This window comes from Occultella aeris (genome assembly GCF_902703175.1).
Taxonomy (GTDB): Bacteria; Actinomycetota; Actinomycetes; order Actinomycetales; family Beutenbergiaceae; genus Occultella; species Occultella aeris.
The window spans coordinates 66,246-84,933 of the sequence record NZ_CACRYJ010000018.1 but is presented as its reverse complement, the minus strand read 5'-3'; the positions used below and the strand labels follow the sequence as shown (position 1 = coordinate 84,933).

Below are 18,688 nucleotides of genomic sequence, written 5' to 3'. Positions count from 1 at the left end.
GGGTGGGGCGTCCGTCGGGGGGCGGACCGCGACGACACTACTCAGGTCGGCTCGACCTGCACAGGGGGGTCGCCGATGAACGTCCGGTGACCACTGGGCCTCGACCTGCCGCGACGGCGACGGTGCCACCCGGGACGTGCGGAGCGCCCCGTGCCTTTCCGTCGGGAGCGTCAGAGAGCGGCGGCGATGTCGCTGCGGTGCTGGCCGCCGTCGATCCCGATCCGTTCGACGCCCGCGTAGGCGGCCGCGCGAGCGGCCGGCAGGTCCGCGCCGGTACCCACGACGGACAGCACGCGACCGCCCGAGGTGACCAGGTCGCCGTCGACCATGGCGGTTCCGGCGTGCAGCACGTGCACGTCGTCGAGAGCCTCGGCCGCGGCGACGCCGGTGATCGGGTCGCCGGAGCGGACCTGCCCGGGGTACCCGTGGGCAGCGATCACGACAGTGACGGCGGCACCGTCGGACCAGCGTAGGTCCGGCAGCCGGTCCAGGGTCCCGGTGGCGGCGGCGTGCAGCGCGGTGGCGAGCGAGGACTCGAGGCGGGCGAGCACCACCTGGGTCTCGGGGTCCCCGAACCTCGCGTTGAACTCGATCACGCGCAGCCCGCGCGAGGTGAGCGCGAGGCCGCAGTAGAGCAGGCCGACGAACGGGGTGCCACGGCGGGCGAGCTCACGCACGGTGGGCAGCGCGACCCGGTCGACGACCTGCTCGACGAGGTCCGCGGGCGCCCACGGCAGCGGCGAGTACGCGCCCATGCCGCCGGTGTTCGGGCCGGCGTCGCCGTCGCCGAGACGCTTGAAGTCCTGGGCGGGGGCGAGCGGGACCACGCTCTCTCCGTCACAGAGGCAGAACAGGGAGATCTCGGGGCCGTCGAGGAACTCCTCGATGACCACGGTGGCCCGGCGGCTGCGGTTCACGCACTCGGCGGCGTGCGCGAGCGCGGCTGCCCGGTCCTGCGTGACCACCACACCCTTGCCGGCGGCGAGGCCGTCGTCCTTGACCACGTACGGAGGGCCGAACGCGTCCAGCGCGGCCTCGGCCTCCTCGACGGTGCGGCACACGTGCGCCATCGCGGTCGGGACGCTCGCCGCGGCCATGACGTCCTTCGCGAATGCCTTCGACCCCTCGAGGGTCGCCGCGTCACCGTTCGGTCCGAACACGGGGATCCCCGCGGCGCGCACGGCGTCCGCGACCCCGGCCACCAGCGGCGCCTCGGGTCCGACCACCACGAGGTCGGCGTCGAGCTCGCGGGCGAGCGCGGCGACGGCGCCCGGATCGTTGGCATCCACGTCCCGGTTGGTCGCGAGGTCGGCCGTGCCGGGGTTGCCTGGAGCCACGGTCAGCGTGCTCGTCGCGGGGTCCGCGGCGAGCGAACGGGCCAGGGCGTGCTCGCGAGCACCAGAGCCGATCAGCAGGATCTTCACGGACAGCGAGCCTACCGGCCCGCCCCGTGCGCGAGTGCGCGCGATCCCGAGGGCGTGATCGCGCGCACCGACCTGCATGGGGTTCAGCGCAGGTAGTCGCGGTAGCCGCGGAGGGTGAAGAACTCCTCGAACTCCTCGCCGAGGGCAACGTCGCAGAACAGCCGGACGGCGTCGGCGAGCAGCGGGAGACCACCCGGATCGGCCTCGCCGTGGATCCGCTCCGCCTCCTCCGCCACGAGTCGGCGCACCAGCGGCTCGGTGACCGCGATGCCCTCGTCGAGCACCACGCCGGCCTGACGCCACTGCCACACCTGGGACCGGGAGATCTCCACGGTGGCGGCGTCCTCCATCAGGTTGTTGATGGCGACGGCCCCCTGGCCGCGCAGCCACGCCTCGAGGTAGCGCAGCGAGACCGCGATGTTCGTGCGCAGCCCGACCAGGCTGGCCCCGGAGCCGGCCGAGTCCACGTCGAGCAGGTCCGCCGGGTCCAACACGTCGTGCCGCTGCCGCCCCAGCTGGTGGTCGCGCCCGCGCAGCACGCCGGTGAACGCGGCCCGGGCCGTGGACACCAGACCCGGGTGCGCCACCCAGGACCCGTCGAACCCGTCATCGGCGTCCCGATCCTTGTCCGCCCGGATCCGCCGCAGCGCGTTCCGAGTGGCCCGCTCGTCGGCCCGGTTCGGCACGAACGCGGCCATCCCACCGATCGCGTGGGCGCCACGCCGGTGACAGGTGGCCACCAGCCGCTCGGTGTAGGCGCGCATGAACGGGACGGTCATGGTGACGGAGTCGCGGTCCGGCAGGGTCACGCCGGTCCGCCGCAGCGTCTTGATCAGCGAGAACAGGTAGTCCCAGCGCCCGGCGTTCAACCCGGCCGAGTGCTCGCGCAGCTCGTAGAGGATCTCCTCCATCTCCAGCGCCGCCGGCAGCGTCTCGATGAGCACGGTCGCCCGCACCGTGCCGCGCGGGATCGAGTACCGGTCCTGCAGGTAGCAGAACACGTCGTTCCAGAGCCGGGCCTCCAGGTGCGACTCGAGCTTGGGCAGGTAGAAGTACGGTCCCTGCCCGCGCTCGATCAGGGCCGCGGCACAGTGGTGGAAGTACAGCGCCACGTCGGTCAGTGACGCCGACGCCTCCCGCCCGTCGATCAGGAGGTGCTTCTCGCTCAGGTGCCAGCCGCGTGGGCGCATCAGGACCGTGGGGATGCGCGCGCCGACGATGTACTCCTTGCCGCCGGGGCCGGTGAAGTCCAGCTCGTCGCGGGTGAACCGGATCAGGTTCTGCTGTGCCTCGATCAGGTTCGCCCAGGTGGGGCTGGTGGCGTCCTCGAGGTCCGCCATCCACACGTCCGCGCCGGAGTTCAGCGCGTTCACGGCCATCGCCCGGCTCGCCGGTCCGGTGATCTCGACCGTGCGGCGGCTCAACCCGGGCGCCGGCGGCGCGACCTGCCAGGCGGGGTCGGCGCGGAGGTCCGCGGTCGCCTCGAGGAGGCCGAGCTCGTTGCCCTCGGCGAGCCACGCCTGACGCTCCGCTCGACGCCCGAGGAGGCACCGCCGTCGGGCATCGAAACGGTGGTGCAGCTCGACCACGGTGGCGAGCGCGCCCGGGGTGAGCACGACGTCGTCGCCCGGCACCCGCGGCGCCGTGATCATCAGGCCCGACGGCGCAGCGAGCCTGGTGCGGTTCGGCTCGGGCCGGTGGGGGGCCGGGTCGGGCGCAGTGGCCGTCGGCGTCGGCTCGCTCGGGTGGGCACGTGGCGGGGTGAGCGTAGTCATCAGAACTGCTCCTCTTCCGTCGAGCCCGTCAGCGCGAGCGTCCCGGACGTCGGGTTCAGGGCGGTCGCCACCCGGTCGAAGTAGCCGGTGCCCACCTCCGCCTGGTGCTTGACTGCGGTGTAGCCACGGTCGGCGGAGGCGAACTCGGCCTGTTGAAGCTGCACATAGGCGCTCATGCCGGTGCGGGCGTAGCCGTGCGCCAGATCGAACATCGAGTGGTTCAGGGCGTGGAAGCCGGCCAGGGTGATGAACTGGAACGCGTAGCCCATCGCACCGAGTTCACGCTGGAACCTGGCGATCGTGTCCTCATCGAGCGCGGCCGCCCAGTTGAAGGACGGCGAGCAGTTGTAGGCGAGCTTCTTGCCCGGGAACTGCGCGTGGATCGCCTCGGCGAACTCCCGCGCGAAGCCCAGGTCCGGCGTTCCGGTCTCCACCCAGATCAGGTCGCAGTAGGGCGCGTAGGCCAGGCCGCGGGCGATCGCCGCCTCGGGCCCGGGGGCGAGCCGGTAGAAGCCCTCGGTGGTGCGCTCGCCGGTGACGAACGGGCGGTCCCGCTCGTCGGTGTCGGTGGTGAGCAGGTTCGCGCCGAGGGAGTCGGTGCGGGCGATGATCAGGGTCGACACACCGGCGATGTCGGCCGCGAGCCGGGCCGCGTTCAGGGTGCGGATGTGCTGGGCGGTCGGGATGAGCACCTTGCCGCCCATGTGACCGCACTTCTTCTCGGAGGCGAGCTGGTCCTCCCAGTGCACGCCGGCCGCGCCGGACGCGATCATCGCCTTCATGAGTTCGAAGGCGTTCAGCGGGCCACCGAAGCCGGCCTCGGCGTCCGCGACGATCGGGGCAAGAAAGTCGGAGTCACCCTCGCCCTCGCTGAAGGAGATCTGGTCCGCCCGCAACAGCGCGTTGTTGATGCGGCGCACCACGGCCGGCACCGAGTTCGCCGGGTAGAGGGACTGGTCCGGGTAGGTCTGGCCGGACAGGTTCGCGTCCGCGGCCACCTGCCAGCCGGAGAGGTAGATCGCCTCCAGGCCGGCCTTGACCATCTGCACGGCCTGGTTGCCGGTGAGGGCACCGAGGGCGTTCACGTAGTCGCGGGTGTGGATCAGGTCCCAGAGCCGTTCGGCGCCGCGGCGAGCGAGGGTGTGCTCCTCGCTGACACGTCCGCGCAGGCTCACCACATCCTCGGCCGTGTAACTGCGCTCGACGCCGCTCCAGCGCGGGTCGGTGGCCCAGTCGCGGCGGAGCTGCTCGGACGGGTCGAGCCGGACGGCCCGGCCCTCCTCGCTGTGCTGGGTGGACGGGTTCGGGGCCTGGTGGGTCGTGGTCGTCACGGTCATTCACTCCTTCTCAGATGCTCGTTCGGTAGTCGCTGGCGCCTCGGGTGTGGGGCGGTGTTGACGACTCTGCTGCAAGAACCTGCCACCTTCCAGGCCCGATCCTTGGAAAGATTCGCCCTTCTTTCGCTATCGTGAAGGAATGAGCGCCGACATGATCGATCCGGGGACCACCGTCCTGACGATCGGGCGGCGGATCCGGCACTTCCGGGCTGCCGCCGGGATGACGTTGGACGACCTGGCCGGTCAGGTGGGCACCGCACCGAGCCAGCTCTCCCTGATCGAGAACGGGCACCGCGAGCCACGCCTGACCCTGCTGCAGGCGATCGCGAGCGCCCTCGGCGTCGAGCTCGCCGCCCTGCTGGCCGCCGAGCCGCCGAGCCGTCGTGACGGCCTTGAGATCGCACTGGACACGGCCCAGCGCGGGCCGCTCTACGCGACGCTCGGACTACCGCGGGTCCGGGCCGGCAAGCGCCTGCCGACCGAGGCACTGGAGGCCCTGGTCGGCCTGCACGCCGAACTGGCCCGGCGCTCGAGCGAGGCCAGCGCCACCCCCGAGGAGGCACGGCGCGCGAACACCGAGCTCCGCCGGGCGATGCGGGCCCGGGACAACTACCTCGAGGAGATCGAGGACGCCGCCGAGGAACTGCTCGGCACGGTGGGGTACTCCTCCGGCCCGCTGACGCACCGCACCGTCGAGCAGATCGTCTCCCACCTCGGGTTCAGTCTGCATCACGCCCGCGACCTGCCCTCCTCGACCCGCACGGTCACCGACCTGGAGCACGGCCGGATCTATCTCCCGCCGGCATCCCTGCCCGGCGGGCACGGGCTGCGCTCCCTGGCCCTGCAGGCGGTCGCGCACCGGGTCCTCGGGCACACCCACCCCGGCACCTACGCCGACTTCCTGCGCCAGCGCCTGGAGATCAGCTACTTCGCCGCGTGCGTGCTGATGCCCCGGCACGCGGCGACGGAGTTCCTGCTCACCGCGAAGCGGAACCGGGACCTCGCCGTCGAGGACCTTCGGGACGCGTTCGGGGTGACCCACGAGAGCGCAGCGCACCGGTTCACGAACCTGGCCACCTCCCAGCTCGGCATCACCGTGCACTTCGCGCGGGTGGGCCGCGACGGCACGCTGTTCAAGGGGTACGAGAACGACGACGTGGACTTCCCTACGGACGTCACCGGAGCGATCGAGGGGCAGACGGTGTGCCGGCACTGGACCTCGCGCACCGTGTTCGACCACAACGACCTGGCCGGCGAGTTCCACCAGTACACGGACACGCCGTCGGGCACGTACTGGTGCAGCGCCCAGACCGGCCAGGGCGCCGACGGCGACTTCTCGGTGACGCTCGGCGTCCCGTTCGCGGCCGCCAAGTGGTTCCGCGGCCGGGAGACCACGTCCCGCTCGGTGTCCCGGTGCCCGGACCCGACCTGCTGCCGGCAGCCGTCCGCGGACCTGACCGCCAAGTGGCGCGGCGCGGCCTGGCCGAGCGCCAAGCTCCACACGCACATCCTCGGCGCACTCCCCTCGGGCACGTTCCCCGGCGTGGACGACGCCGAGGTCTACGCCTTCCTCGAGGCGCACGCCCCCCGGTGAGCCGATCTCGGCGCGCGATCGACCATGTCGGCTACTTCCGCTGCGGCCGTTCCTCGACGAGGCCCTCGTCGATCAGGGTCCGGGAGACGTGCTGGGTCAACCGGTCCCGCACCAGGGCCCGCTGTGCGGCGACCATCTGCTGCCGCTCCTGACGGAACTGTTTCAGGCACGCGAAGCACATCAGGACCATCACCACGCTGAACGGCAGGGCGATGGCGATCGCGACGCCACGCAGCGCCATCAGACCACCCGCGAACACCAGCGCCAGCGCGACGGCCCCCTCGAGCGCGCCCCAGAGCACGCGGCTCCATGTCGGTGGATCCGGGTCGCCGCCGGAGGCGAGCATGTCCACCACGAGGGACCCGGAGTCGGAGGAGGTCACGAAGAACAGGACGATGAGGATGATCGAGGCACCGGCGACGACGGTCCCACCGGGGAGCCCTTCGAGCATCCCGAAGAGCGTGTTCGACTCGTGCACGGAGTTCTCTCCGGCGGCATCGGTCTGGACCAGGCCACCCTCCCCGAACATTTCCCGGTACATCGCGGTGCCCCCGAGGACCGTGAACCACAGGAGGCTGAAGACCGTCGGGACGAACAGCACGCCGAGGACGAACTCCCGGATCGTCCGGCCTCGGGAGATCCGCGCGATGAAGATTCCGACGAACGGTGCCCAGGAGATCCACCAGCCCCAGTAGAAGGAGGTCCACCAGCCCTGCCACTCCACGCCGGCACCGTCGGTGACGGCTAGCGCCGACGTCGAGAAACTCAGTCGGATGAGCTCCCACAGGTAGACCCCGGTCGCCTGGATGTACTCACGCAGCAGGAACAGGGTGGGCCCGGCGATCAGCACGAACACGAGCAGGCCGATCGCCATGACCATGTTGAGGTTCGAGAGCCACTTCATCCCCTTCTTCACACCGGTGACCACGGAGACCACCGCCAGTAGCGTGATCGCGCCGATCAGGATGGCCAGTGTGAGGCTGGACGGAGTGCCGATGATCTCGAGGAACTCCAGTCCGCCGGCGATCTGCGCGACACCGATGCCGAGCGAGGTGGCGACCCCGAACAGCGTGCCGACGATCGCAGCGACGTCGATCAGGTCGCCGAGCCAGCCCTTGACCCGCCCGCCGAAGAGCGGTTCCAGGGTCCACCTGATCGAGATCGGACGGCGCTTGACGTGGACGGCGTAGGCGATCGCCAGTCCCACCACCACATAGATCGCCCACGGATGCAGGCCCCAGTGCAGGAACGTGATGACGAGGGAGTCCTCCATGCCCTGCTCGTCCATGGCCCCCACCCCGGAAGCCCGGTTCGGGATTCCGGCGAAGTGGTGCAGCGGTTCCGCGACCCCCCAGAACACGAGGCCGATACCCATGCCCGCGGCGAACAGCATCGCCAGCCAACTTCCGATGGCGAACTCCGGCTCCTCGTCGCCCTTGGCGAGTTTGATGTCGCCGAAGTGGCCGAACCCGCACCACAGGGCGAACACCACGAACCCGGTCACGATGACCGTGTAGTACCAGCCGAAGCCACCCACGATCCCGGACTGGAGCGTCCCGATCGCCTCAGTGACGGCGTCGCCGCCGGCGATCGCGAGGACCACGAAGGAGACCACGATGATCAGGGCGGGCCAGAAGACCGGCGGGTGGATGGATTGATACCAGCGCAGACGCGGCTGGTCCGAGGGCGGACCCGGTGGGGCCGCGTCGTCCAGCGGGACGTCGGTCTCGGTCGGCTGCATGGGCACGTCCCCCTCGACGGCTCGCTCAGGCTTCAGAACGTCCCTGCAGGCTATCCGCAGACCCTTCGGCCAGCACGCCGACGGCCGCGTGCGTGCGCGCCGACCCGCGCTGCACAGTAGGGCATCTCGATCGGTCTCTGCGACCGGCCGGACCGTGGCCATCCCCCGCCGCGGACGCAGGTACCGACCTTCGGCGGTAGCGCTCACGACGTTCGGCCGCTGGTGCCGCGCCGCCCGGACCGATGGACTGACGGTCCACGGCACGCTGCGGGCGCGCCACCGACCTGAGGAGCTCTCGCACCGATGACAACCCCGCAGCCGACCCACACACCGAGCCGAGGCCCGGCGTTCCCGATGATGACCATCATGACCCTGGTGCTGGCGGTCGCGGCCGCGGTGGGCGCGGCCGTCCCGGCGACGGCCGGGCCCGGCCGGACCGTGGTGCAGACCGACGGCGGTCTGGTCCGGGGCACGCTCGACGACGGCGGGGCCCTCTCGTTCCAGGGCATCCCCTACGCGGCCCCGCCCGTGGGCGAACTGCGCTGGCGCACCCCCGAGCCTGCCGAGCCGTGGCGTGGAGTTCGTGATGCCACCGCCCCGGGTCCCGCGTGCGCCCAGAACGCGGGCGAACTGCCGGACGGCAGCAGCAGCGAGGACTGCCTCTACCTGAACGTGACCGCCCCGGCCGAATCCAGCGGCGAGCCACGGCCGGTGATCCTCTGGCTGCACGGCGGCGGCTTCTACATGGGAGCCGGCCACAACTATGACCCGAGCCGACTCGCGACCCGGGGCGACGCCGTCGTCGTCACGATCAACTACCGCCTCGGGATGTTCGGGTTCCTCGGCCTGCCCGGTCTTGCCGACTCGGGGACGTTCGGGTTGGCCGACCAGCAGGCCGCAATGGCGTGGGTCCAGCGCAATGCCGCAGCGTTCGGCGGCGACCCGGACAACGTCACGCTCGCCGGGCAGTCCGCCGGCGCCGTCAGCACGTGCGCGCACCTCGCCTCGCCCGGCGCCGCCGGGCTCTTCGACCGGGCGATCATGCAGAGCGGCTCGTGTGACCTGGCCTGGCAGGCCAACACGGTCTACCGGGGCCAGCCGGCCGACGAGATCCTGCTCCCGGTGGAGACCGCACAGGAGCGGGGCCGGGCACTAGCCACGGATCTCGGCTGCGTGAGCGATGAACCGGGCGCGGTCCTCGAGTGCCTGCGGACACTCCCGGTGGAGACCCTGAGACGGGTCATGGACGCAGTCATCCAGCCCGCGTACGGCACCGACCTGCTCCCCGTCGAACCGAGCGAGGCGTTCGCCACGGGGGCGTTCAACCGGGTTCCGGTGCTCTCCGGGCACACCCGTGACGAGTCCACGTTGGAGGTGGTCGGGTACGAGGGCGGAGCCGCCCCGATGAGCGAACAGACATACCAGGAGGTGATGACCGAGACGTTCGGTGACGACCGGGCGGCGGTCGAGGAGGTCTACCCGAGGAGCCAGTACGAGTCAGGGGCGGCGGCGTGGGCCGCCATCGCCACCGACTCCAAGTGGGCGTCGGGCCAGTACGAGACGTCGATGGCACTGTCGAGGTTCGTGCCCGTGCACCAGTACGAGTTCTCGGACCCGGCCCCGCCGTTCAGCAGTCCGGCTCCGATGACCATGGGGGCTTATCACACCTCGGACCTGTGGTCCTTCTTCGGGCTGAGCGGCCAGGAGCCGATCTTCACGGCGGCGCAGCGGCAGCTCTCGGACCAGATGATCGACTATTGGGCGGCTTTCGTCGCCACCGGGGACCCAGGAACGGCCGCCGGGCCGGCCTGGCCGAGGTTCGACGGCGCGGCGAGGACGCCCTACGTCCAGTCGCTGGCGCCCGGCGCGATCGGAGCCGTGGACGTGGCCGCCGAGCACCACCTCTGGTTCTGGCGGCACCGGCCCACGAGCGGGTAGCCTCCCGCGCTCCGGGCGGGCGAGCGCGCGCCGATCTGCTCAGTCGAGCAGGTCGTGCCGCACGATCGTCGCCTCACGGTCGGGGCCGACGCCGATGGCGGAGATCCGGGTGCCGGACACCTCCTCGAGTGCGAGCACGTAGCGCTGGGCATTGACCGGCAACTCTTCGAACGTCCGGCAGTGCGAGATGTCCTCCCACCAGCCGTCGAGTTCCTCGTAGATCGGCTTGGCGTGGTGGAACGCGCTCTGGTCAACGGGCATCTCGTCGTGGCGCACGCCGTCGACGTCGTAGGCCACGCAGACCGGGACCTTCTCCATGCCGGTGAGCACGTCAAGCTTCGTCAGGACCAGGTCGGTGAGGCCGTTGACGCGGCCCGAGTACCGGGCAATGACGGCGTCGTACCAGCCGGTGCGGCGCGGGCGGCCGGTGGTGACGCCGTACTCGCCGCCGGTCTTGCGCAGGTGCTCGCCCATGTCGTCGAGCAGCTCGGTCGGGAACGGGCCCTCGCCGACGCGCGTGGTGTAGGCCTTGATGACACCGACCACGCGGTCCACCCGGGTGGGGCCGATGCCCGCGCCGGTGCACACCCCGCCGGCCGTGGCCGAGGAGGAGGTCACGAACGGGTAGGTGCCGTGGTCCACGTCGAGCATGGTGGCCTGGCCGGCCTCGAACACCAGGGTCTTGCCGGCGTCGAGCGCCTGGTTGAGCACGAGCGAGGTGTCGGCGACCATCGGTCGGACCCGCTCGGCGTACGCGAGGAGCTCGGCGGTGACGGCGTCGATATCCGCGGCCCGGCGGTTGTAGATCTTGACGAGGACCTGGTTCTTCTGCGTCAGGGCCCCTTCGACCTTCTCCCGCAGGATCTTCTCGTCGAAGAGGTCGGAGATGCGGATCCCGACCCGGTTCATCTTGTCCGCGTAGGTGGGGCCGATGCCGCGACCGGTGGTGCCGATCTGGCGCTTGCCGAGGAAGCGCTCGGTGACCTTGTCGAGGGTGCGGTTGTAACTGGGGATGACGTGCGCGCTGGAGGAGATCAGCAGCCGGGACACATCCACACCGCGCGAGGTGAGCGCCTCCAGCTCCTCGAACAGGACCTCCAGGTCCACGACCACGCCGTTGCCGATCACCGGCACACAGCCGGGCGACAGGATCCCCGAGGGCAGCAGGTGCAGTGCGTACTTCTCGTCCCCCACCACCACGGTGTGGCCGGCGTTGTTACCGCCGTTGAACTTGACGACGTAATCCACCCGCGAACCGAGCTGGTCGGTTGCCTTGCCCTTGCCTTCGTCGCCCCACTGGGCACCGAGGACCACCACCGCTGGCATCGAAGAATCCCTTTCGTAGCGGAACCACGTGTCGGGCCCCGCCCGAGTTTACTGGGATCAGAGGTTGCGTGCCGCCGGGTCCGAATCATCGGCGAACGTGCGGCAGCGCTGGGCCTCCTCGGCCTCCCCGATCGCCTCGGCAGCGTCGGCGAGTGCGAGCAGGGCGATCAGGAACCCCTGGTTCGGCTCGTGGTCGGCCGGGATCGGACCGTGGCCCTTCCAGCCGGAGCGGCGTAGCGCGTCCAGGCCGCGGTGGTAGCCGGTCCGGGCGAACGCGTACGCGGCGACCGGGTCGTCGGCGGCCAGGGCCTCGCGAGCCAGCAGCCCCCACGCGTAGCTGGCGGCGGGCAGTCGTGCGGCGACGGTGCGCAGGTCCTCGCCGGCGGCGAGTGCGGCGCGCGCGGCGACGTCGGGGTGGTCGGCGGGCAGGAGGGTGGGCGCTGGGCCGCCCAGAAGGTTCTCGGCCATGGCGCCAGTCTCGCACCCTCGAGCCATGCCGGGCCCGACGGCGGTGGGGCGGCTCAACATGCGGGTCACCAAGACCGCCACTAGCCTCGCACGAGAGCGGGACGGGAGGTCCGGCGTGATCGATGTGTCGACCTCGGCGGCCGAGGTACTCGTCACGGTGACGGGCGACCTCGACCTGTCCGCGAGCGAGGTTGCTCAGTCTGCGCTGCGGCAGATCAGCCATCTCCAGCACGACCGGCTCGTGCTCGACGTCTGTGACATGGGTTTCATGGACTCGAGTGGCGCGAGCTGGCTGATCACTCTGGCCGACGAGATCGGGCGCCGGGGCGGTACCGTCGTGCTCCGCGGCGCGAGCGCCCGGGACATGTTCGTGCTGAAGGTGACCGGGGCGCTCGACCTGTTCGAGATCGACGAGACGCACCGCTGCTAGGGCCTCTCGGCCGCTAGGGCCCTTTCGGCCGCGCCATACATCTCTCCACCGGCCACGGATGCGCGTCGGACGGTCGGCTCCCGACACATGGCCCGCCCCTACATCTGGCGCCGTGCTCAGTTCCAGGGGTTTCGGGTGGGGAGGATTTCGGTGCCGTCTGGCTTGTAGAAGTGCCATGTGCCGTTGCGTCGGATCATGGTGATGTTGTGGGTGTGGATCAGGTGGTGGTGGTAGCGGCAGACCAGGGCTGCGTCGTGCAGGTCGGTGTTGCCGCCGTCGGCCCAGTCTCGGGTGCCGTGGTGGGTTTCGCAGTGTTCGGGTGGGGCGGTGCAGTCGTGGTAGACGCAGTGGCGGTCTCGGGCGATGACGGCGCGGCGTTGGGCGGCGGTGAACAGCCGGTGGGCGCGGCCGTGGTTGAGGACCTCGTTGTCGGGTCCGAAGATGATCCGGTAGGTCTCGCCGGCGCAGCCGATGATCCGGTCGAGTAGGTCCCGGGGCACGGGCCCGGTGTTGTCGATGAACGTCGCCGGCCCGGCGCCGAGCAGCGCGGCCCAGTCCCGCCCGGCGCCAGGCACGGCGGTGCCGGGCAGAGCTGTGCTGTCGGTGCTGGGCAGGGCGGTGTTGTCGGTGCCGGGCAGCGCCGTGCCGTCGGTGCCGGGCAGTGCCGTCACGTCGGAGCCGGGCAGGGCCGTGCTGTTGGCACTGGGCGCACTGGTGCTGTGGGTGCCGGTGGTGGGTTGGCCCGGTGGTCCGGCCGCCTGCGGCTTGCAGCCGGGCGGACCAGTCCCATCCTGCGAGCGCGACCGGCTGGGTGCTTGAGCGGATGCGCTCGTGTCAGATGCCGGGCCGGTCGTGGCTCCGTTCAGCGTGCTCGGCGCGGAGGACGCCAGCGTGGAAAGGTCGGGCTCGCTCGTCCGGATTCCTGGCGCCGCTGCGCTCGGCGGAGTGGGCGTTTGCATCGGGGTGTCGGGCTCGTTCGCTAGGTCCCGCGGGGTGGTGGGGCTCGGCGGCGTGGGCGCCTGCGTCGAGGCGCCGGGCTCGTTCGCCCCGGTCCCTGGCGCAGTTGGGCTCGCCGTGGTGGCCTCGTTGTCCGCTCTGGTCGGCGCGCCGCTGCTGCGAGGGCTGCGGTCGGCCGGGTCGGTGGTGGTGTCCAGGCCGGGTAGGGGCTCGGTGATCGGCTGCGGGGGCGTCGTCTGGCCGGCCGCCTCGGCTGCTCCGGGCGCCTCGTCAGGTGCCGATTCTTCGGCTCCGGCTTCCTCGGTTCCGGCGGCGTCGGTTGCTCCGGTTGCTCCGGTGGTCTCGGCGTCCTCGGTGGTCTGGCTGGTCACGGTGGTCTGGCTGGTCTCGGTGGTCTTGATGAGGTCGAGGAACTCGGGGTAGCTGATGAGCACGCCAAGGTGCGGTCGCACGGATCCGGACGTGCCGACCTTGCCTTGGTCCAACACCATGTGCGCGAGGTCCCCGAGGGCTTGGGCGCGGCGTTGGGAGGAGGTGCGGGTCTCGTCGGCGGCGGGTTTGCCCATGATCGCTTCCAGAGCGGTGCGCACGTATTGGCCGAGTTCGAGGGTCAGGAACCCGGCCACGTGGTAGCCGTCCATGGTCCGGTCGATGTTCAAGAACTCACGGCCGGCCGCGGCCCGGTGGGCCTTGTCGGTGGCGTCGGGGTCGACGATCGCGACGAAGTGATCGACCAGCCTACGCAGGTCTTCCGGGGACCGTGTGGCGGCGTTGTCCAGGAGGAACTCCTCGACCGTCTGCACCCGACCAACAGCACCGCCAGTGCCAGCAGTGCCGGTACCGCCCGCGGCATCGGCACTGTCGGCGGTGCCCGCAGCGGTGCCGACGCCCTCGATGGCCTCGGTCTCAGCGATCGCCCCGGTCTCAGCGGTCGCCTCGGTCTCAGCGGTCGCCCCGGTCTCAGCGGTGACCTCGGTGTCAGCGGTGGCTTTGGTGGCGGTGGCTTCGGTCGGGTCCGTGCCGCCGTCGGCGGGGTTGGTGGGGGTGGCGGGGTACTGCAGGCCATCGACCGCGGCTGGGGTCGAGGTGGCCTTGAGCAGGATCTGGGCCTGCTCGACGCCGATCTGCCCGGACCGCAACCATTTGCGGGTCGCGGGCAGGCCGTTGCGTAGACCCTTCGCGAGGTTCACCAGACGGCGTGCGCTACTGGCGCAGATGCCATAGGTCTTGGCCACGTAATGCGGATACGTGCGAAACCCCTTGCTGGTGTCCCAGACACCGGCCTCTTCCTCGATGCCCATCCAGTCCAACTTGGCGCCGGTGAGGCGTTCAGTGAACACATGGGCGCGTAGCGCCGCCTGGCCCAGGAACCGGGTTCCGTACCGGTCGGACTCCTCGATCGGGTCACCGGCAGCGATCGAGGACGTCAGCGCGTCCATCGCGATGAGCTGGTCCTCCAACGACCCGGCCATCAGATCCGCCAACGACAGGTGCATCCGGGACGCGAGCGCCACACCCGCCGGCGACGGGCCACCCCCACCGGGGCCACCGCTCGCGCCGCCCGCGCCGTTGCCGGGGCCGCCGGTCGTGGTGGTGGTGTCGTCCATGTGTGCTCACCTCCCCATCGAAGCCCTGGGTCCGAAACGCTGACCGTTTCATACGTGCGTTTGACTGCTTGAGCTCCACTCTAGGACGCCCTACCGACAGCGCAAGAACCCAGATTTCCGTTGTGGATACAGGGACATCAGCCCATCCAACCAACCCAAAAACAGGCTCCCCGAGGCCCCGATGACACCCCATCCACAGGGCATAGGGCCCCTGTTGCCGGAGATGTCGGTGGGCGACCGTATGGCGATGCGACCGGTTCTGGACGGCTCTAGATCAGGTCCTGCGGGATCTCGGGGCGCACCCGCGCCCAGACCACCTTGCCGACGCCGGACGGCCGCCAGCCCCAGTCGGCCAGCCGGGTGACGATGTGCATGCCGTAGCCGCCGACGCGGGCCGGATGCACTTCGAGCGGCGTGGGTGGCACGGGGTTGTCGTCCTGCACCTCGATCCGGAGCCCGTCACCGGTGTCCTTGAGCGTCAGGCCCACCGACCCCCGGCCGTACACGACGGCGTTGGTGATCAGCTCGGCCACCACCAGCTCGGCCGCCATCGTGTTGGTCAGACCCCACACCTCGCACGTGCTGACCGTGAGGCGCCGGGCCATCCGTACCGATTCGACGTCCGTCGCGAGGCGCCAGTGGGCCTCGCGCCTCGCGTCGGCGCTGTCCAGTGCGACCTGGTCCGGGAACCGGATGATGACGACGGCGATGTCGTCCTCGGGCGGTTCGGACAGCCGGCTCAGCAGCGCTTCGCCCACGTCCGCCGCCGTCGTGGCCGAGGACGAGGTCGCAGCCACGTCCGCCAGTATCTCCCGAACCAGGCCCACGCCCACCTGGATCGTGCGGGAGCGGCGCTCGACCAGGCCATCGGTGTAGAACATCACCGCGTCGCCCGGCTTGACCTGGACGGTCGCGGTCTGGCGCTCGTCGGTCCCGAACCCCATCAGCCGTCCGGGCGCGCCGTCGAGTTCGCGGACCTCGCCGTCGCTGATCCACAGCCCGGGCAGGTGGCCGGCCCGGCTGTACGCGAGGGACCAGGTGCCCGCGTCCTCGTCGCACGGCGTGAGGCTCGCGTAGACCAGGGACGCCGGGCGACGCATCCGCATGTTCTCCAGGATCCGGTCCACCTTGGTCAGGACCGTTCCGGGGTCGACGAGTTCCGTCGCGAAGGCCCGAACCACCGAACGCAGCTGCCCCATCGCGGCAGCCGCCTCGACGTCGTGCCCGACGACGTCTCCCACCACGGTCCCGACGGTGCGCTGGTCGAGGTGCACGACGTCGTACCAGTCCCCGCCCACCTGTGCGTGCTCGGCGTTCGGCGCGTAGTAGGTCCAGACGTCGAGGCCCTCGATCTGGTCCTGCTCCGGCAGCATCGCCCGCTGCAGTGCCTCGGCCACCCGGTGCTCGGCCTGGTAGAGCTGGGAGTGGTCCATCGCCAGTCCGACCCTGCGTGCGACCAGTTCCAGAACGGTCTCGGAGGCCTCCACGTCCTCGTCGCCGCTGCGCACCAGCACGGCCATCAGCCCGAGGGTGCGACCACGCCCGAGTAGGGGCAGGACGAGCAGTTCGCTCCCCTCGGGGAGTGTCTGGCCTGTCTGCGCACGCACGTGATCCACGAGCTGGGCACTGGGACTGCCGGGGACGTCCACCGCGTCCACCGCAAGGCGGACCCGCCGCATCGACGTAGCCCCGAACAGCCGACCCACCGGATCCTCAGGGTCCGCCGCCGAGCGCCCTCGCGGGCGTTTTGCCGCGCTCCGGTCGAAGCCCAGCCCGGCGAGGCCGCCGATCGACTTCAGGACGCCGTCGTCGGCGAAGAACCCGCACCATGGGTACAGGTGTCGCGTGAGCAGGCGCACGATGGCGTCCAGGACCTGGTCGTCGCCGACCTGGGACAGAATGTCTGAGACCCGGGCGACCGTCTCCAGGGCGTGTCGCGAGTGGTAGCCGAGGTCGGGGGCGGGCGTCGCGACCGGCTCCAAGGCACCGAGCTGGACGGCGACGAAGAAGTCGAGTGAGTCCTGAGCATCGAAGTGCGGCGTGACCGTCACCGGAACGGCGACCTCCTGACCGTCGGGACGCATCATCGGGAACGTCATCGTGAAGGACTCCCGATCGATGGCGTGCTCTGCCAGCTGTGCGAGCACCACCGATCGGTATCCCGGGCTCAGGATGTTGCCGTCACGTGCCTGGGCAGCCGCCACCGTGTAACCGCTCACGCGCTCGAAGGCAGCGTTCGCCCAGGTCAGTTCCGGTCCGTTCGCGGTCACACCGATGACCACAACGACGAGGTCGCCGTCCAGAACGACCTCGGAAGCAGCCTGGAGGGCGGCCGCCAGGCGCCGGCCCGACGCGCTGCCCGGGTCCGCCGATCCCGGGGTATCCGGGTCCACATCCTCGGTCTGCGCGCGGACGTTCGTCACCGACAACCTCCATCGTCTACGGTGTGCCTGTTGGGTGGAACGCGCGCGGGCGCGTCCTGTTTCGGCCTGAGGAGGCACGTGTGGCAGACGCTAACAGCAGCGACTCTCCCCCGCCTGCCGTGCCCGATCACAGCGGATCGGTGCATGCGCTGCTCGAGTCCGGGTGCACCCGGCTGGTGCTCTCCGGGGAGATCGACCTGGCCCTGAACTCCGAGCTGACCGAGGCAGTCGCCGACGCGGAGGCAGCCGGGCTGCCCGTGCAGGTCGACGCACGCCACGTCACGTTCATGGACTCGTCCGGGATCGCGCTGCTGGCCAGGCTGGCGAGCCGCACCCCGGGCCGGCTCACCCTGATCAAGCCGCCGGACGTGGTCCGGTTCCTGCTCGAGGTGACCCGGATCGGGGAGATGGTCGACATCGTCGACAGCGTCGTGCCCGCTCCGGCTGCACCCGTGCCGCCGGACCCGGCCTGACCCACCGCCCGACCGGCTTGCCCGGACCGGGCTCCGACGTCGGGCCTGGAAAGCACGAGATCCCCCGCCGACCCACCGAACCGGTGGACCGACGAGGGATCGCGGGTCGCGAGCGGTCAGCTCAGCTTCTGGCCCGCCGAACGCAGCTGCTGCGCCGCCTCGACGATGCGGGCCGCCATGCCACCCTCGGCCAGCTTGCCCCAGGCGCGCGGGTCGTAGGCCTTCTTGTTGCCGACCTCGCCGTCGACCTTCAGCACACCGTCGTAGTTGCTGAAGATGTGGCCGACCACGGGGCGGGTGAAGGCGTACTGGGTGTCGGTGTCGATGTTCATCTTGATGACGCCGTTGTCCACGGCGAGCGCGATCTCGTCGGCAGTGGAGCCGGAGCCGCCGTGGAACACCAGGTCGAACGGGTTCTGGATGCCGACCTCGGCGCCGACGGCCTGCTGGATCTCACCGAGGATCTCCGGGCGGAGCTTGACGGCGCCCGGCTTGTACACGCCGTGCACGTTGCCGAAGGTGAGGGCGGTCAGGTAGCGGCCCTTCTCACCGGTGCCGAGCGCGCGGACCGTGGCCAGGCCGTCCTCGACCGTCGTGTAGAGCTTGTCGTTGATCTCGTGGGAGACGCCGTCCTCCTCACCACCGACCACGCCGACCTCGATCTCAAGGATGGTCCGGGCAGCCTGGGACAGTTCGAGCAGCTCCTCGGCGATGACGAGGTTCTCGTCCAGCGGCACGGCGGAGCCGTCCCACATGTGCGACTGGAAGGAGGGCAGCTTGCCGGACTTGACCTGCTCGGCCTCGATGGCCAGGAGCGGGCGGACCCAGCTGTCCAGGTTGCCCTCGGCACAGTGGTCGGTGTGCAGGGCGACGGTCACCGGGTAGTTCTTCGCGACCTCGGCGGCGTAGGCGGTCAATGCGAGCGAGCCGGCGATGCGGTCCTTGATGGTGGAGCCGGAGGCGTACTCGGCACCGCCGACGGACACCTGGATGATGCCGTCACTCTCGGCCTCGGCGAAGCCCTGCAGCGCGGCGGTGAGGGTCTGGGAGGAGGTGACGTTCACGGCGGGGTAGGCGAACTTGCCGGCCTTCGCCCGATCGATCATCTCGGCGTATACCTCGGGGGTGGCGATGCCCATGGTCTCTCCTGTGTCTTGATTTCTGCTGTCGCTGAAGTCTCCCACGGATCCAATGC

General features: G+C 70.7%; 13 protein-coding genes. 4 read left to right on the top strand and 9 right to left on the bottom strand.

Annotated elements, in window-relative coordinates:
• Positions 1 to 170: 170 nt before the first annotated feature.
• From purD to aceA, 3 genes are all read right to left on the bottom strand, one after another.
• Complete coding sequence (gene purD / locus HALOF300_RS07525) at positions 171 to 1,424, bottom strand: phosphoribosylamine--glycine ligase (protein ID WP_156740341.1); 1,254 nt, start codon at positions 1,422 to 1,424, stop codon at positions 171 to 173.
• Between the two features lie 83 nt (positions 1,425 to 1,507).
• Positions 1,508 to 3,199, bottom strand: coding sequence for a malate synthase A (gene aceB / locus HALOF300_RS07520; RefSeq protein ID WP_231955122.1), 1,692 nt, complete (start codon positions 3,197 to 3,199; stop codon positions 1,508 to 1,510).
• Positions 3,199 to 4,536, bottom strand: a complete 1,338-nt coding sequence (gene aceA, locus HALOF300_RS07515) for an isocitrate lyase (protein WP_156740340.1) — start codon at positions 4,534 to 4,536, stop codon at positions 3,199 to 3,201. The genes aceB and aceA overlap by 1 nt, the downstream gene beginning before the upstream one ends.
• 139 nt (positions 4,537 to 4,675) lie before the next feature.
• Between aceA and HALOF300_RS07510 the strand changes: the two genes are divergently transcribed.
• Positions 4,676 to 6,130, top strand: a complete 1,455-nt coding sequence (locus HALOF300_RS07510; protein ID WP_156740339.1) for an XRE family transcriptional regulator — start codon at positions 4,676 to 4,678, stop codon at positions 6,128 to 6,130.
• 31 nt (positions 6,131 to 6,161) lie between these two features.
• Here HALOF300_RS07510 and HALOF300_RS07505 read toward each other — a convergent pair whose 3' ends face one another.
• On the bottom strand, positions 6,162 to 7,871 hold the full coding sequence (locus tag HALOF300_RS07505; RefSeq protein WP_156740338.1) for a BCCT family transporter: 1,710 nt from the start codon (positions 7,869 to 7,871) through the stop codon (positions 6,162 to 6,164).
• A gap of 303 nt (positions 7,872 to 8,174) precedes the next feature.
• On the opposite strand from HALOF300_RS07505, the gene HALOF300_RS07500 reads away from it, so the two are divergent.
• Positions 8,175 to 9,809 carry a carboxylesterase/lipase family protein gene (locus HALOF300_RS07500; RefSeq protein ID WP_197522379.1) on the top strand — a complete coding sequence of 545 codons (1,635 nt, stop codon included), beginning with the start codon at positions 8,175 to 8,177 and terminating at the stop codon, positions 9,807 to 9,809.
• Positions 9,810 to 9,848: 39 nt separating this feature from the next.
• Here HALOF300_RS07500 and HALOF300_RS07495 read toward each other — a convergent pair whose 3' ends face one another.
• The gene (locus HALOF300_RS07495; RefSeq protein WP_156740337.1) at positions 9,849 to 11,135 is read right to left on the bottom strand and encodes an adenylosuccinate synthase; all 1,287 of its coding nucleotides are present in this window, start codon (positions 11,133 to 11,135) and stop codon (positions 9,849 to 9,851) included.
• A 57-nt stretch (positions 11,136 to 11,192) separates the two neighbouring features.
• Positions 11,193 to 11,603, bottom strand: a complete 411-nt coding sequence (locus tag HALOF300_RS07490; protein ID WP_154796057.1) for a DUF3151 domain-containing protein — start codon at positions 11,601 to 11,603, stop codon at positions 11,193 to 11,195.
• Positions 11,604 to 11,628: 25 nt separating this feature from the next.
• Between HALOF300_RS07490 and HALOF300_RS07485 the strand changes: the two genes are divergently transcribed.
• Positions 11,629 to 12,033, top strand: a complete 405-nt coding sequence (locus tag HALOF300_RS07485; protein ID WP_197522378.1) for an STAS domain-containing protein — start codon at positions 11,629 to 11,631, stop codon at positions 12,031 to 12,033.
• Positions 12,034 to 12,149: 116 nt separating this feature from the next.
• Here HALOF300_RS07485 and HALOF300_RS07480 read toward each other — a convergent pair whose 3' ends face one another.
• Both HALOF300_RS07480 and HALOF300_RS07475 read right to left on the bottom strand, forming a co-directional pair.
• Complete coding sequence (locus HALOF300_RS07480) at positions 12,150 to 14,597, bottom strand: HNH endonuclease signature motif containing protein (RefSeq protein WP_156740334.1); 2,448 nt, start codon at positions 14,595 to 14,597, stop codon at positions 12,150 to 12,152.
• 269 nt (positions 14,598 to 14,866) lie between these two features.
• Positions 14,867 to 17,020: an ATP-binding SpoIIE family protein phosphatase gene (locus HALOF300_RS07475; protein WP_156740333.1), complete on the bottom strand. Its 2,154-nt coding sequence runs from the start codon at positions 17,018 to 17,020 to the stop codon at positions 14,867 to 14,869.
• A gap of 80 nt (positions 17,021 to 17,100) precedes the next feature.
• On the opposite strand from HALOF300_RS07475, the gene HALOF300_RS07470 reads away from it, so the two are divergent.
• Positions 17,101 to 17,493, top strand: a complete 393-nt coding sequence (locus HALOF300_RS07470) for an STAS domain-containing protein (RefSeq protein WP_231955119.1) — start codon at positions 17,101 to 17,103, stop codon at positions 17,491 to 17,493.
• A gap of 116 nt (positions 17,494 to 17,609) precedes the next feature.
• On the opposite strand, the gene fbaA is transcribed toward HALOF300_RS07470, so the two are convergent.
• The gene (gene fbaA, locus HALOF300_RS07465) at positions 17,610 to 18,632 is read right to left on the bottom strand and encodes a class II fructose-bisphosphate aldolase (protein ID WP_156740332.1); all 1,023 of its coding nucleotides are present in this window, start codon (positions 18,630 to 18,632) and stop codon (positions 17,610 to 17,612) included.
• Positions 18,633 to 18,688: the final 56 nt, after the last annotated feature.